Source organism: Paenibacillus sp. DS2015 (assembly GCF_050433705.1).
In the GTDB taxonomy this organism is placed as follows: Bacteria; Bacillota; Bacilli; order Paenibacillales; family Paenibacillaceae; genus Paenibacillus_AQ.
In genome coordinates this window covers 14,020-29,215 of sequence record NZ_JBNPWS010000028.1, presented here as the reverse complement: position 1 = coordinate 29,215, position 15,196 = coordinate 14,020, and the positions used below count along the sequence as shown (strand labels likewise).

Genomic DNA, 15,196 nt, shown 5'->3' with positions numbered 1-15,196 from the left:
TCTCCTATTCATTATCCTTTAACCGAACCAAGCGTTATTCCTTTGACAAAATACTTTTGTAGAAACGGATAAATAATCAAAAGAGGGAGCATCGAAATAAAAATTTTCGCCGCATTTAACGTTTGATTCGATAAACCTACTGAACGCTTGACGGACTCCACATCCAATTTCGACAAGTCCACAACGACCGCCACTTGACGAATATATGATTGTAAGGGGTAATTCTCATTTTTCGTCATTAATACAAGAGCCTGAAAAAATTCATTCCAATGATAGACAATCGTAAACACCAGTATCGTTGCCAGTACAGGCATAGACAACGGCATGATGATGCCAAATAGAATGCGCCATGGCCCTGCGCCGTCAATCAATGCTGATTCTTCAATTTCCTTCGGCAAATTCCGAAAGAAATTCATAACCAAAATGACATTAAAGACAGGCAATCCGCCTCCTAGTACAAGTCCCCAAATATTATTAATCATGCCAAGAGATTTCATGGTCATGTACCATGGAACCAACCCACCGCTGAACAACATAGCAAAGATCAGGAGCCACATTAGAATATTTCTTGGTCCAAATTCTTTCGATGTTTTGGAGAGAGGATAAGCCATTAATATCACGACAGAAAGGGTAATGACTGCTCCCAAAACAACACGCAGCACTGAAATAAAGAACGATCTAAAAAATTGTCCGTCGCCAATGATAGCTTTATATGAGTCCAGTGTGAAGCCCTTAGGCCAAATAAACACTTGGCCTGCCGATACTGCAGCTTTATCACTCAAAGAGATAACGAGTGTGTACCACACAGGCAAAACACAAAGAAGCGTAATCGAAATTAACAGGAACACATTGAATCCATTAAATACCCTGGAGAGGAACGAGCGTTCTTCTACCATAATTTCCACACTCCTATATTAAAAGATTCGGTAGTTCGCAAACCGGTACGCCAATCCGTACGAAGTCGATATCAGAACTAACCCAACAACTGATTTAAGAAGGCCTACTGCTGTAGCTAAACCATATTGCATATCAATAAGACCAGCTCTATAGACCCAAGTATCGATAACATCACCCGTCGAATAAACAGATGGATTGTACAGGTTAAATATTTGATCGAAACCCGCATTTAGAACATTACCCAAGCTTAAGGTACCGAGTAAAATAGCGACCGGTAGTATGCTCGGTAGCGTAATGCTCATTAGACGTTTAAATTGAGAAGCTCCATCAATTGCGGCAGCTTCGTACATTTCTGGGTTAATGGACGTCAGGGCTGCAAAGAAAATAATGGCTGCAAATCCAAACTCCTTCCAAATATCACTTCCCACGATAAGAGCCGGAAATATTTTATCATTGGCAAAGAACAAAAGAGGATCAACACCAAAAACAGATAGAATCTGATTGATAGGACCTGTATAAGAGAAAATATCAATCATAATCCCAGCGACAATAACCCAAGATAGAAAGTGAGGTAAATACACAATCGTCTGAACAGTTCGGCTAAAATACCGATTTTTGACTTCATTTAACATGAGCGCAAATACTAATGGAATGATCAAGTTACCAATCATTTTTGATACTGCGATAACTATGGTGTTCTTAAATACTTGCATACTATCATCAAGTTCAAACATATAACGAAAGTTTTCGAGACCAATCCAAGGAGACTTCCATATTCCAATACCAGGATTAAAGTCTTTGAAAGCCATGATAATTCCATGCATGGGAAGTAAATTAAAAAAGAACAACCATATCAATCCCGGAAGAAGCATTAAATAATAGTGCTTTGAAATACCTCTGATTCGCATGCTTTGCATTCCCTCCTTACTAAGTTGTCAAGACGAGTGAGTAATCACCCGTCTTGACTATTTATTTCACTTTTATTGGAGCTCGTTCACTTCTTTGGTGATAGTATCTCCACCTTGTTCCTTCCAATTTTGGACGAATGAATCGAATTCCTCTATCGGAGTAGCTCCAAGAATAATTTTCAAGAATGTCTCATCCTCCAATTTTTTGAGGTTAGTCCAGCGCGAATCCATTGTTTTCGTCTTGGAGGTCGCAAGGCTACGTACATAATTGATATCAGCGTCCACGAATGTAGAACCACCATTTAGATGTGAATATATATGCGCGAAAAATCCAGGGTCTTTCACTTGGTCCCAATACTGAATATCATAGTCGCGGAACGGTTCAGTTTTAATATCTTTAACATGTAAGGCCAGATCATTCGTAAAGCCATAGTTCACTTTATCGATATCCTCCAGCTTGATCTTCCCATCAAGGTAATCCCGAACCGTATTTACGGTATATTCCAATTGATCACCAGCACCAGCGATAATAAACAATGGAATCTCCTGCCCAGTCATTTCCTTGCCATCTGTAGCTACATTATAACTTGCAATTTTTTCTGACACATGAACATTAAGCATTTTAACAACGGCTTCAGAGTGTTTAAATCCCTTTTTAACAACGATAAAGTTACTTCCTGTAGCTTGATTAGAGTTAAATTCCCCTGCAGCATTTAATGGTGCCGCATATGGGCGCCAGTTCGCTTCAGGATCATTTTTAATAGCATCTTGCAGGTTATATGGTGTCCACCAAGGTCCGAAGAAAATACCGGATTCTCCGCTTATAGCAACCTCCTGCCCACTTTTGCGCAATCCAATTTCCTTATCTAAGATCCCTTTTTCATACCAGTCACGCATCATGGCAAGCGTTTGTTTAGTCTCTGGTTGTGTCGAGCCATATACAGCATTTCCGTCTTTATCTTTGACCCATATGCCAGGATAAGCATCATTAGCAAAGAATAGGGATGAAAAGTTGAAGAAGTGATCAGCTGAGGTCAGGAATGTCGAGTAGAGAGCCCCACCTTGTCCGGTACCTACGATACCAACCGTGTTCTTCCCACCCAGTTTGTTGTCAACAAATGCCTTCGCTACATTCTCAAGATCCTCCAATGTCTTAGGAGCCTCAAGACCAAGCTTATCAAGCCAATCTTTGCGGATCCATGTCATTGGTGCTGATGGAAGTGTAGTTTCTGGAAAAGCATATAATCTATTATCAACGGTTACATTTTCCAACAGTCCAGGATTGGACTCATAGATATCTTTCAATCTTGGAGCGGCATAATCATTATAAACTTGTGTTAAATCCTCTAATTGGCCCGCTTTGATCATTAGTTTCAATTGTGTTTCATTAACGCGCATGGCATCCGGCAGATCATTGCTGGAAATAGCTAAGCTCACTTTTTGGTCGTAATCTGAGAGTGATGCTTCCCATGTATGTTTGACAACAATGTTATACTCTTCTTTCAACCAGCGTGTGTAAGCATTATCTTCTGCAGTGTCGGTACCATTAAACTTATAATTCGTATCAATTGCTCTTCCTACTGAAACCTCTATTGGTTCCTCAAATTTCCCAAGTGGATCTATTTTCACCTCAACATTGGCACTGTCCTTTGAATTGTTACTAGGACTGTTATTCGAACTGTTCGCTGTATTATTACTGCTACAAGCACTTAAGCTTGCTACAATAAGCAACCCCGCCATGATCGCGGTTACACCCTTTTTCATCACATGCTTTTTCATTGTTTGCCCCCTATTGATTATTCATATTGTTTACCAAGTAAATATATCATGTCATGATCGATTTCTAAGTTAGAGAATGATTGCGAATATAGTTGAGAATATAGCGAAAATAAAAAAACGCCCGAAAAGAGTCTACCCCTTTTCAGACGAATCTCTATCTTGACGTCTTGCCATATTTAATTAGAACGATCATTTTAAATTTTTTCTATACATGGAAGGCAGTATACCTACATGCTCTCGAAATAAGCGACTGAAGTACTTCTCATCGTTGTAGCCAATCTGTTCAGAAATCCACTGTATCGTCTTTGTTGTATCTCTTAAATATTCTTTCGCTCTCTCCATGCGAATATCTCGCAAATAGTCTGTGTAGGTTTGACCAACGATATCTTTAAAACACTGACTGAAATAACTACTGCTCATATTTACTTTTTGGGCGATTTCCCCTGCCGGTAGGGGTTCATTCATCATTCTCTGTACCATATTCATTGCTTTCGCAATACTATTCTGAATCTCATTGGAGTATTGATTCTTTGTATTTGCAAGTCTGGTCATTTCCTTCGTTTCCCTGAGCCACGACTCAAACTGAGACCAGCAGGAGAAAAAGTCATCAATCAAGATAGGATGCGGTAAAATTTGACGATATAGCCTATTCCATTCATCCACTAGGGAAGTGAATATCCTAGTCAATCTGATAGAGGGCAATTTAATTGATTTAAGATCATTTATCATAGCTTCAAAATCCTGATCGTCATATATCCATTCTGAGCCTAGCCATTTTTCTTTAATCTCATTTATTTCATGGCTGGATCCAGACTTTATCCTATTCAGAAATACAGCACTGTTAATCGTCTGATAAGGATGAATTGGATCGTAATCATAAAATAAGTCACTCTTTCGATAGGCTCGGAGAAGTTGTAAAATAGACTTTCGCTCCAACCCCTTTAAGTCTCCAAAACAAAAAAGAACGAAATCCGGATTCGAAGAGTGTGCATTAGACACCGTCTCAAGGATCATCAGCTTTTCTTCTTCTAGAATGTCTGTCCAATACCAAATGCCTACATCTGCCTCAATTGCTCCCCTCGGCAATAGAATATCCGCTTTCAAATCGTCATTTTGTTGGTGTAAAGCGTATAGAACAAATATCTCATCCGCTTGCTCTATCTCATCTTGATGGATCGGAGTTCCCTTTAATGGATCCCTCTGTTCAATAAGCGAAGCAATTCTACCCAATACATCTTCGAATCGCTCTTTCTCCAACTGTGTTTTGGAAATATAATCAATAGCTCCCAGACGGAGTGCCTCCTGCACATATTCAAAATCTTGATGTAGTGTCATTACGACAATTTGGATATGAGGGTGTCTTTGACGGACCTCTCTCATTAACTCGATACCAGACATCACGGGCATGGACAAGTCCGTAAGCAATAGATCAACCTTGTTTGTTTCTATGAATTGGAGAGCATTCTCGCCATTATTGGCCTCACCCACAACAGTCATCCCGAATTCCTTCCAGGGCATGAAGGAAGCCAGTCCCTTGCGAACGATTTTTTCATCGTCTACGATCAATACGCGAATCATGAGAGCAGATCACCTCCAGAGAGGGGTATGCGTAAAGAAACGATCGTACCTTTACCAATCTCACTTTTGATTTCTAATCTTGCCGTTTCCCCATAGTTCGCATGCAGAATACTCTTAACATATCTCATGCCGATCCCCATGCCCACCTTTTGACTCTCCTTCGAGTCGTCATTTAATAAACGATCGATTTTTTCTTCTGACATTCCCGCGCCATTATCTTGGATTATAATATCAAGGCCATCATTAGATTTGATATCCACATGAATATATCCAGCGTCGCTCACGCCATGATAAAGGGCATTTTCCACCAAAGGTTGCAGGATGAAACGGGGTATTAATAATCCCATCGCGTTCTCATCTACGTTAATATCGACATCAAATTGAAAATCATATCGTATTTGTTGTAATTGCAAGTACTCCTTTAAGGCCTGTACTTCATCGCCGATGGTCGTGGATTCACCCATTTTCCCCAAATTATAACTTAGCAGTTTATTTAATGAAAGCACTAATTTATCGATTTCATCATGCCCGCTAAACACAGCCAGCCAATGAACGGTGTCCAACGTATTCATGAGAAAATGTGGATTAATTTGATATAACAATTTCTCAACTTCCAAATCTGCTCTTCGCTTTTCTTTCTCTTCAATCTCCCCATATAACTGCCATATCTGTCTCTTCATACTTCTGATCTGATGCAACAGAAAATCAAACTCAGGTATATCTGTTAATTCCGTATCCTCCTTAGAATTGGTTTGAATTAAGGATTTAATTTCTGTATTAAACTTCCCTAACGGCTTATACACCATTTTCCACAAAACCCATGCACTAAATAACGACACACATATAAATAAGATAAAAAATAAGGTCGTTTTAACAAGCCATTGGTTTCTCTCTTGATTCAATTCCTTCATAGGGGTGATGGATACGATGCTCCATCCTTGATTGCTTGTTTCCTTACTCCAAAAATATTGACCATGCTCTCCTGAGGTGACTTCAGGGCTACTGTAACCAGGAAACAACTCTTTCTCAGGGAAATTCTGAGCATCTTCACTGAATGCAATTCTTCCGTCATTATCAAGGATCAGTAAACGGCGTGAATCCGCTTTCCGATTCTGGGGAGCAAATATGTTTTGTAACGCGTTACGGCCTGTCTCAATGTATAAATAAACGTTCTGATCGGGTAGATTGACTTTCCTCATCGTACTAAACACATATTGATTAATGGAACCATTGTAGCTTTTATGAGGACCGTAGTAGGTAATATCTGAATATTGCGACATGATCGGAAGTTCTTCTGGTGAAAATCGGCCCCTAATACTAAAATTTTCTAATTCATACGAACTTGTCTCGGGGTAGTAATACATGATTAACCCAACATTAGGATTTGAGAAGGAAATGACATTTAGCTCACTTTTAAGCTCATTTAGAAGCTGCATTCGTTCATATGACTGATCTAGATTCTGTATTTCTTCAATCAGTTTATTGGTTCCTCCGCCAAACGCAAGCTGTTGAGAGACGTGATTCATGTTATTCAATGCATTTTGTAACGTTATCATATCTTGTTCCAAGTTACTTTCGATAGCGCTTTTCACTTTATTAACAAGGATCGAATTGATCGTAAAGAAAGAGACGAATCCAAGACAGATAAAAGGAACTAAACTACCGAAAAGAAAGATAGAAATGATTCTATTTTTGAAAGTGACCTGTTTAAAACGTTCTATTATGAAGTTCTTATTCATCCAATCCCCTGTCTGGCTCAAATATGAGCATCGTTTATGTATTTGTTGATGAATTCATGTTACCATCAAAATAGCATAATAACTAGATTTGTCCTATGTTGCAGCAAATCCATATCACGAAGTGATGTACGGATTCAATGGTCGGAACATATAGGATCACAAGAATCCTAATACCTTTAAGGTAATCGAATTCTTGTGTTCTGTACTAGTTATTCAATAATGAATATATGGCTTTCGCCGCTTCGGCACGTGTCATTAGTGACTCTGGTTCAAATTCTTCTCCGTCTTCACCATTCAATGGACCGGCAGCGAGTTCTTTATTCCCATTTTTGAACACGTAAGCCCGCTTTAACATGACGTCCATTTCCTGTCTTGTCACCTGCGACCTCGGATCAAGAACACCCTCGCTTCGTCCGTTGATGATCCCCGCTTCAGCGGCAGCCGTAACAGCACCAGCATACCATTCGTCCCCTAATACATCTGAGAATCCACTGTTTCCGACGGCCTTGAGGTTCAACGATCGCACCAACAGTGCCGCAAACTCTGCGCGTGCAATACTTCGGTTGGAATCAATATCTGTTCCGTACCACTATCCACAGATAAAGTTACTATATTACCACTTGTGTTCTTTAGACTGTCTTCATTAAAAGTAACAATACCCTTTATTTTTTCTATGCTAGATTTTGTAACGTTTCCAGTACTCGATCCAGTGTTCGTTGCAGTGTTTGTTTCGCTATTTGGGGTATTTGGTAAAGTACCTCCTCCAGCGATGTCCTCGACCTGTATCGAGACGGTAAATGTTTTTGTAACACTTGGATCGCTGAGAGATCTTGCCTTTACAACAACGGATCCATTTGCTATTGCAGTCACGAGTCCTGTTTCTGACACACTTGCATAATTTTCTCCGCTTTGAATGCCCCATGTAACCGCCTTATTTGTTGCATTGGTGGGTAATACATCAGTGGTCAGTTGCAATGTACCACCTTTTGTTGCAATGCTTGTTAATCCTTCATGACTACTAACGTTTATCGATCCCACTGCTATGTTAGTAGTGAAAATCTGATATGCCCACGGTGCAAGATCGAAGGTTTGTTCCTGATTAAATTCAAAAGTTGTCTTATCAAAATATGACTGATATTTCCTCACAAAGAAAAGATATGAAACAGTTTCAATATCCCGATTTCCTACTGCCTTCGTGCAACGTTCCTTTAGCGGACAGCCCTCGCAGTTTTGGCTTGTTCTGCGGCTTCAATCGGTCCAGAAAGTAATGTTCGAGGGAAACGTATTTTTCCTCAACTAGAAACTGAAGGACGGCAGTAAATAGTGTTTCGAGCACATCCCGCATCCTTTCGGAACGGAAACGATTTATTGTGCGAAAGTCTGGACGTTGTCGTCCAGCCAGCCACATGAACGGAATGTTTTCTCGGATGGATAGTGCAATTTGACGGGAGGAATAAATTCGCTGAGTGTAGGCGTAAATGATGACTTTGGTAAGCATTTTAGGGTGGTAGCTGTCACGTCCACAACACCGGGATAAGCTGCGTCAAAGATGGCATCGTCCAGCCGATTTACGGCAGCATTGACAAGACGAACGAGGTGATTTTGTGGAATGTCTTCTTGTAAATCCATTGGCAAGAAAAGTTGGTCCATGGTATATTGAATGTACAAAGAAATCGCTCCTTTGGAATGGTTGGTCGTACTTCCATTTTACCAAAAACAGCGATTTTTTTGTGTTGTTTTCGGTTGAAAAGTTGCAAAAATATGCTTAAAGTAGCGCAGAGGACGGAACGATTTCGTAAAAGCGACCTCTCAGATAACTAATTTTCCTCCTACAAAAAAAAGGTGCCTCTAGCCATTTTCATGACTTATGGGACAGCCCCTTCATTCGCATTATGCCTTATCTAATGTGCTATCTATATCCTTTCCATTGGCGTCATCAAAACTAAGCTTACCCCTGCATATTATGTAGCCTTGTCCCTTTTCCAAATCAAACTGGCTATAACAACAACAGTGACACCCATGGTAGCCCCAATCGAATCCAATATTACGTCTTGAAGCATAGGGCTCCGGTTGGGTGTGAAACTTTGATGAAGTTCATCAGAACAAGCGTATAGAAAAGAAATCAAGATAGCCCCAAGAAAACTTTGTAATCGTCCTCTAGTTTTCAAGGCATACACTAGCGAGATCCCAAGCACAAAGTAAATAGAGAAATGGGCACTTTTTCGAATAAAAAACTCAATAAAACCTGCAATCCCTATATTCTGGATACTTACTTCCTGTCCTGCGTAATTGAAATCCACCCCTCCCAAATGTTTGATCAGTGATTGACCTGGAAAAGATTTCTGGATTTGCGGTCTTAGATCCTGCTGCTGATAGGTCTGTGACGATAAGTAGAAGATCAGCACCATCAGGAGTATACAGGGTATCCATCTATAATACTTTTTCATTGCATTCACCTCTTAAGAAGCACTGAGCACGGATACAGTCTTCATTCACTGTCGGATTCTTGTTTATTATGTTCGATACGCACATACCTTGAATATTCCATACCCAAGGCAATGTAAACTTTCTTACAACTACCATCCCTATATGTTTTTATGCATCGTCTTAAAATATACAACATAATGAATACAATGAACAATAGTTCAATAATCCCCCTCCTACTAATGCGCATTATAATAGTATTTATTCCTCCTATGGGATATCTTATCGTTCTCCTTTGGCCAAAACGCCAAAAAACAGCCGAGAATATGATCTCAGCTGTTTATAGAATAAAAGCTATTTACGATATAGAGGTCTTCTTCTAGGCGTAGCCAAAAGAATAATCGCAAGTAAATCAAATAGTACCAAAGGTAGAATGAAGGGTGCAAAAGAAGTATGAGCTTTTGTACTACTTTTAACGGATGAAACCTTCAAGTATATTTTCGTAGAACTTACTTTGATGATCTCCCCATAAAAGGTACTTCCATACTTCGTTTTGACCTTTACAAACTTATTCAAATGTTTCTTAGCTGTCTTGTAATGGGATCTAGGTAACATAGTTAATGTTCCTCCCTTCCATCCTACTATATGAACGGGATGGAAGGGCCGTGTGGGCGTCGCTTATTGAATCGCTGCACCAATTTCATTGATCATCTCTACCATAGATACTAGACCACCACCGGATAGATACCAATAGTTAGGATCAAGATACACGATATGACCTTCTTTGAAGGCGTTCGTATTCTTCACTAATTCGTTCTCAACAGTATCCTTAGCTGAAGCCGTTTTTTCGTCGGTTGTAGCTACAGCACTATCTCTGTCAATAACAAATAGATAGTCTGGATTCTTCTCTTGGATGAACTCAGAAGTAATACTTTGTCCATGCGTTGATACTTCAATATTTACATCTGCAGGTGTAAACCCTAGTACATCATGAATGATTCCGAATCTCGAACCTGCACCATAGGCGCTCAGTTTACCTTCATTAGCTAGCACGATTAATGCATTTTTACCACTTGCCTTTGCTTTATCATTAATGTCTTTGATCGATGCGTCAATCGTAGCTAACTCTTCGTCAATCTGTGCTTGTTTATCATAGATCTGACCTAATGTATTCATATTCTCTTTGAAAGACTCTACTAATTTCGTGCTATCTACTCCTAAGAAAATCGTTGGTGCAATCTTCGTCAACTCTTCATATGCATCCTGTTGTCTCCCAGAGATGATGATAAGATCAGGATCAAGTGCATTGATTGCCTCGAAATCAGGTTCTTTCAAGCTTCCCACGTTGGTATATTTCGTATCTTCATATTTAGCAAGGTACGGAGGAATGTTTGCTTGAGGTACGCCAGTCACTTCTACACCTAACTTATCAAGTGAATCTAGGATACCGAAATCAAATACAACCACTTTCTCTGGGTTCGTCTGAACTTTGGTTTCACCTAATTTATGCGTGATCGTCAATTCCTTGTTCTCCACTTCAGCAGGTGCTGCTGAATTGGTTGTATTTCCTGCAGGTTCAGTCGTTGAATTCGTTGCCTCTTTGTTACTATTGTTGCCGCATGCAGCCACGATTACAGCCATCATTACAGTCATTACGATCATAAGTACGTTTTTCTTCAATTCAATCACTCCTAGTCTTTTTTGTAATACTATTAAAATCATTGCTGCTCGTTGTACCACACTGGCGCCTTTACGCATGGTATACGCACATCATAATTTACGAAGTAAGGTCTATCCTTAAGCGAAATAAACACATATTTTATGGTCCTTTATTTCCTCAATATGAATATCCATGCCATACACATCCATAAGAACATTTCGATTAATAATGTCGTGTGTTGCACCCTCTTTAATAACTGCTCCATCCTTCAGAGCCACGATATAATCGGAATAGACCGAAGCAAAATTAATATCATGAATGACGATAATGACCGTCTTACCAAGTTCATCTACCATTCGTCTTAACACTTTCATAATTTGCACAGAGTGCTTCATATCTAAATTATTGAGAGGTTCATCCAGTAGAATATACTCCGTGTTCTGTGCAATAACCATTGCGATATACGCTCGTTGGTTCTGCCCTCCGCTTAATTGGTCCAGGTATTTATCTTGAATGTCTCCAAGATCCATGTACTCAATCGCGTCATTTACATACTTCCAGTCTTCCTCAGTCAGTCTACCTTGCGAATAGGGAAACCTTCCAAAGCTCACCAATTCCTTAATGGTTAAGCGGATATTAATATGGTTCGATTGTTTCAGGATCGAAATTTGCTTAGCCAGATCATTACTTTTAACCTTGCTAATTTCCTGTCCCTCAATATAAATTTCTCCTTGATCCTTCGTTATGAGACGACTGATCATCGATAGAAGCGTACTTTTCCCTGCACCGTTAGGTCCGATAAAAGAAGTAATGGTTCCTTTGGTAATCTGAAGGGTAACATCATCAACGACACGTTTATCTGCATATTGTTTGGATACATTTCTGACTTCTATCACGACTTATTCTCCTTTAACAGAAGATATATAAAGTACGCTCCCCCAACAAAGTTAATAATGACACTTAGTGTGGTGGAGAATGTAAATACCTTCTCGACAATAAATTGTCCTCCGATTAATGCAATAATGCTGATGAGTATAGATCCAAAGATTAAGTATTTATGTTGATACGTTTTGAGGAATTGATGAGCTACATTCACTACCAGTAGTCCTAAGAAAGTAATTGGACCGACTAATGCGGTTGCAATAGACATCAGGATCGCTACAACTACAAGTAGTCTTTTAACAACATAATCGTAATTCACACCTAGATTGACAGCCTGATCTCTTCCCAACGAGATAACATCTAGATACTTAATGAATTGCAAGAAATATACGGTAACACCTAGGATCGCAATAATCGATATGATTAATAAATCCGTATTTATATTGTTGAAGCTGGCGAACATTTTGTCCTGCAACATCATGAACTCATTAGGGTCAATAAGTACTTCCATAAAGGAAGATATACTACCGAAGAATGTTCCTAGTATCATTCCAATCAATAGAAGAAAGTAAATGTTACTCTGCCCTTCTTTACGAAAAAGAATCTTGTAAAACACACCAGAGAATCCCACCATTAGCGCGACAGAAATCAAAAAGTTAATATTTCGATCAGCCGATGTTAAATTCGTAGATCCAAAAGCATAAATAATAAAAGTCTGAAACAACATGTATAACGAATCCAAACCTAGAATACTAGGTGTCAAAATACGATTGTTTGTGATGGTCTGAAATACAACTGTTGAGAACGCAATTGCGCCACCTGTAATAACCATCGCTAGAATCTTCTTACTTCTTCTTGGAAGAACATAATCCCAGTGACCGCCTACGTCATACAAAAGAAAAAGAGCGATCAGTGCCATTACAATGACCAACAAAATACTGAGCTTCACTTTCATTATGCATATGCCTTTCTTCTAATAAGTAAGTATATAAATATCCCGCTACCTAACACACCGACGGTAAGACCAATAGAGATCTCATAAGGATAGATGACAAGTCTACCTAAAATGTCACAGAATAGAAGGAATACAGCTCCTAATAACGCGGTATGTGAGAGGCTTTTCTTCAGATTATCTCCTTGATAGATCGTCACAATATTCGGGACAACCAATCCCAAGAAGGGAATCATCCCTACCGTTAGTATAACGATTGAGGACACAGCAGCTACGATAACCAATCCAATATTTACGACTTGTTTATATTTCAAGCCTAAATTCTTAGCGAAATCCTCACCCATACCCGCAATAGTGAAGCGGTTTGCAAATATGTAAGCGATAATAACAAGCGGAATACTGATATATAACATTTCATACCGTCCCTTCAAGATCACCGAGAAATCCCCTTGCAACCATGAAGCCATATTCTGAATTAAATCATTCTTGTAGGCAAAAAATGTCGTAATCGACCCGACAACATTCCCAAACATAATCCCTACTAACGGTATGAAGATCGCATCCTTATATTTCACCTTGTCTAGAATCTTCATAAAGATAAAGGTACCTATAAGTGCAAAGATGAATGCAACTAACATTTTCTGTAACGATGTGGCATTAGAGAATACCATCATAGCTACGAGGATTCCAAATCTTGCCGAATCCATCGTTCCTGCTGTCGTTGGCGACACAAACTTATTACGCGTCAGCTGCTGCATAATTAATCCGACAATACTCATACTCATGCCAGCTATAATAATGCTGATTAGACGCGGAAACCTACTGATCACTAACGTTTGAATCTGTTGTTCTGTTAATTGGAAGATATCCATTGGGGAGATGTCTTTGACCCCGATGAAGATCGAAATAAATGAAAAAACAACAAGTGTAATAAGCAAATATCTCTTTTTCATAGTTCTTCCTTACTCTTCCCGAATTGTATTATATTCTAGTTACATCCAATCAATAACGATACTCATTATCAATTAAATAACAAATTTAATTATACTGTTATACTGGGGATTGTCAACCGAAAATCATTTACATTAAGAACATCTTTTACAACTAACATATTTTTTATCATTGTAGTAATAAAAATACATACGATGACGCACATTAACTTAAAGCTCTCTCGGATTGATAAATGAATGAATGAATGATCTCATTATTCAATTGTCGAGGTAGACTATAACAGTAATGGAGTGTTCGTATATGATAAAGCCGACCTACCTAGGTAAACGTTCTCTAAAGACAGGAGCCACCTGTATCATTCTGCTACTATGTATATCTTGTAGTAATACTGCTAAGGAACAAGACACCTCGCCTTCTGCTAATGCCGCTGGGACGTTTACTGATAAAGTCCTATATACCGATTATTCAGGAAAAACGTGGATCCCCTTAGAACATGCCGTTCAATCCCTTGGTCTTCGTATGAAAGATTCAGGAAACGCTGTCCAAATTGGTTATACCGATCCTATGTATCAGGCATATCTTGGACACAAAAAAGCTTCATCATTAGGGACAACCGTTCACTTGAAAGAAGCACCTATCCGCCAGGATGGGAAATTATATTTAACATCTGATTCTCTCTCAAGTCTGCTCCACACAGACGTTAAATGGAATCAAAGATATCATAGGATAGAAATTTCACCTCTTCATGATGTGGACTCATCGAAAAAAATTCAACAGAAATCCTTATCGATCGCTAGCACTTCAACAGACACTAATGAGCTTATCTCACATGCCAAAAAATATTTAGGAGTCCCTTACGAATTCGGAGCGGAACCGTATGAACAAACGAAGACCTTTGATTGCTCCTCTTTCACTCAACACGTGTACAAAAAAGTTAATAAGGACCTACCTAGACTGGCTAGACAGCAAGGTGAAGAAGGTAGTGAGGTCACACGGGACAACTTGAAACCTGGGGATTTAATATTCTTCACCGTTCCTGGTCGCTTTGAAAAGAATACCATCCCAGGTCATGTGGGAATTTATATAGGAGAAGGAAAGTTTATTCATACATGGGGAGATCCAGGCGTACAGATCAGTAATTTGGACACGGGTTATTGGAGTAATGTGATTCTTTTTATGCGACGCGTCCTATAATTTCTAATATATGTGAATGATCATCTTATAGTAATGAATTGGACCATTGATGGAGATAGTATAGATAGTAAATACGAGGAGGCTCGAAAACAAATGGATAATACACATGATTATGTAAAGAAATTACATGATACACAGGCTAAAGAGGAAAAAAATAAGGAACATCACGGTAAAGGAACACCAAGTGATAAATTATCCAATAAGAAACACAGTACAAACAAATAACCAGTGC

At 39.1% G+C, this 15,196-nt stretch carries 15 protein-coding genes and 1 pseudogene; 2 read left to right on the top strand and 14 right to left on the bottom strand.

Annotated elements, in window-relative coordinates; all coding sequences use genetic code 11:
* Window positions 1-11: 11 nt before the first annotated feature.
* From J2T13_RS20005 to J2T13_RS19940, 14 genes and pseudogenes are all read right to left on the bottom strand, one after another.
* Complete coding sequence (locus J2T13_RS20005) at window positions 12-896, bottom strand: carbohydrate ABC transporter permease (RefSeq protein WP_429374131.1); 885 nt, start codon at window positions 894-896, stop codon at window positions 12-14.
* A gap of 18 nt (window positions 897-914) precedes the next feature.
* Window positions 915-1,805: an ABC transporter permease gene (locus J2T13_RS20000; RefSeq protein WP_429374130.1), complete on the bottom strand. Its 891-nt coding sequence runs from the start codon at window positions 1,803-1,805 to the stop codon at window positions 915-917.
* 72 nt (window positions 1,806-1,877) lie between these two features.
* The gene (locus tag J2T13_RS19995) at window positions 1,878-3,584 is read right to left on the bottom strand and encodes an extracellular solute-binding protein (protein ID WP_429374129.1); all 1,707 of its coding nucleotides are present in this window, start codon (window positions 3,582-3,584) and stop codon (window positions 1,878-1,880) included.
* A gap of 189 nt (window positions 3,585-3,773) precedes the next feature.
* On the bottom strand, window positions 3,774-5,162 hold the full coding sequence (locus J2T13_RS19990; RefSeq protein WP_429374128.1) for a response regulator transcription factor: 1,389 nt from the start codon (window positions 5,160-5,162) through the stop codon (window positions 3,774-3,776).
* Window positions 5,159-6,901 carry a sensor histidine kinase gene (locus J2T13_RS19985; RefSeq protein WP_429374127.1) on the bottom strand — a complete coding sequence of 581 codons (1,743 nt, stop codon included), beginning with the start codon at window positions 6,899-6,901 and terminating at the stop codon, window positions 5,159-5,161. The genes J2T13_RS19990 and J2T13_RS19985 overlap by 4 nt, the downstream gene beginning before the upstream one ends.
* A gap of 205 nt (window positions 6,902-7,106) precedes the next feature.
* Entirely contained in the window at window positions 7,107-7,418 is a 312-nt protein-coding gene (locus J2T13_RS19980; protein WP_429374126.1) for an S-layer homology domain-containing protein, read from the bottom strand.
* Window positions 7,415-8,047 (bottom strand): Ig-like domain-containing protein, encoded by a 633-nt coding sequence (locus tag J2T13_RS19975; protein WP_429374125.1) that lies wholly within the window; start codon window positions 8,045-8,047, stop codon window positions 7,415-7,417. Before J2T13_RS19975 ends, J2T13_RS19980 begins: the two co-directional genes overlap by 4 nt.
* A gap of 100 nt (window positions 8,048-8,147) precedes the next feature.
* Window positions 8,148-8,569, bottom strand: a pseudogene (locus J2T13_RS19970) (transposase); the annotation flags it as partial.
* Window positions 8,570-8,862: 293 nt separating this feature from the next.
* Window positions 8,863-9,348 carry a VanZ family protein gene (locus tag J2T13_RS19965; protein WP_429374124.1) on the bottom strand — a complete coding sequence of 162 codons (486 nt, stop codon included), beginning with the start codon at window positions 9,346-9,348 and terminating at the stop codon, window positions 8,863-8,865.
* Between the two features lie 331 nt (window positions 9,349-9,679).
* Window positions 9,680-9,940: a hypothetical protein gene (locus J2T13_RS19960; RefSeq protein WP_429374123.1), complete on the bottom strand. Its 261-nt coding sequence runs from the start codon at window positions 9,938-9,940 to the stop codon at window positions 9,680-9,682.
* 63 nt (window positions 9,941-10,003) lie between these two features.
* Window positions 10,004-11,005 (bottom strand): siderophore ABC transporter substrate-binding protein, encoded by a 1,002-nt coding sequence (locus tag J2T13_RS19955; protein ID WP_429374122.1) that lies wholly within the window; start codon window positions 11,003-11,005, stop codon window positions 10,004-10,006.
* A gap of 117 nt (window positions 11,006-11,122) precedes the next feature.
* Window positions 11,123-11,881 carry an ABC transporter ATP-binding protein gene (locus tag J2T13_RS19950; RefSeq protein ID WP_429374121.1) on the bottom strand — a complete coding sequence of 253 codons (759 nt, stop codon included), beginning with the start codon at window positions 11,879-11,881 and terminating at the stop codon, window positions 11,123-11,125.
* Window positions 11,878-12,822 carry an iron chelate uptake ABC transporter family permease subunit gene (locus tag J2T13_RS19945; RefSeq protein WP_429374120.1) on the bottom strand — a complete coding sequence of 315 codons (945 nt, stop codon included), beginning with the start codon at window positions 12,820-12,822 and terminating at the stop codon, window positions 11,878-11,880. The genes J2T13_RS19950 and J2T13_RS19945 overlap by 4 nt, the downstream gene beginning before the upstream one ends.
* Window positions 12,822-13,772, bottom strand: a complete 951-nt coding sequence (locus tag J2T13_RS19940; protein ID WP_429374119.1) for an ABC transporter permease — start codon at window positions 13,770-13,772, stop codon at window positions 12,822-12,824. Before J2T13_RS19940 ends, J2T13_RS19945 begins: the two co-directional genes overlap by 1 nt.
* 298 nt (window positions 13,773-14,070) lie before the next feature.
* On the opposite strand from J2T13_RS19940, the gene J2T13_RS19935 reads away from it, so the two are divergent.
* A complete protein-coding gene (locus J2T13_RS19935) occupies window positions 14,071-14,964 on the top strand; it encodes a C40 family peptidase (RefSeq protein WP_429374118.1) in 894 nt (297 codons plus the stop codon).
* Between the two features lie 93 nt (window positions 14,965-15,057).
* A complete protein-coding gene (locus tag J2T13_RS19930; protein WP_429374117.1) occupies window positions 15,058-15,189 on the top strand; it encodes a DUF4023 domain-containing protein in 132 nt (43 codons plus the stop codon).
* Window positions 15,190-15,196 lie beyond the last annotated feature (7 nt).

Coding starts and splice junctions, on each gene's coding strand:
- J2T13_RS20005 (WP_429374131.1), bottom strand. CDS start 896: ATGGTAGAAGAACGCTCGTTCCTCTCCAGGGTATTTAATGGATTCAAT.
- J2T13_RS20000 (WP_429374130.1), bottom strand. CDS start 1,805: ATGCGAATCAGAGGTATTTCAAAGCACTATTATTTAATGCTTCTTCCG.
- J2T13_RS19995 (WP_429374129.1), bottom strand. CDS start 3,584: ATGAAAAAGCATGTGATGAAAAAGGGTGTAACCGCGATCATGGCGGGG.
- J2T13_RS19990 (WP_429374128.1), bottom strand. CDS start 5,162: ATGATTCGCGTATTGATCGTAGACGATGAAAAAATCGTTCGCAAGGGA.
- J2T13_RS19985 (WP_429374127.1), bottom strand. CDS start 6,901: ATGAATAAGAACTTCATAATAGAACGTTTTAAACAGGTCACTTTCAAA.
- J2T13_RS19965 (WP_429374124.1), bottom strand. CDS start 9,348: ATGAAAAAGTATTATAGATGGATACCCTGTATACTCCTGATGGTGCTG.
- J2T13_RS19960 (WP_429374123.1), bottom strand. CDS start 9,940: ATGTTACCTAGATCCCATTACAAGACAGCTAAGAAACATTTGAATAAG.
- J2T13_RS19945 (WP_429374120.1), bottom strand. CDS start 12,822: ATGAAAGTGAAGCTCAGTATTTTGTTGGTCATTGTAATGGCACTGATC.
- J2T13_RS19940 (WP_429374119.1), bottom strand. CDS start 13,772: ATGAAAAAGAGATATTTGCTTATTACACTTGTTGTTTTTTCATTTATT.
- J2T13_RS19935 (WP_429374118.1), top strand. CDS start 14,071: ATGATAAAGCCGACCTACCTAGGTAAACGTTCTCTAAAGACAGGAGCC.
- J2T13_RS19930 (WP_429374117.1), top strand. CDS start 15,058: ATGGATAATACACATGATTATGTAAAGAAATTACATGATACACAGGCT.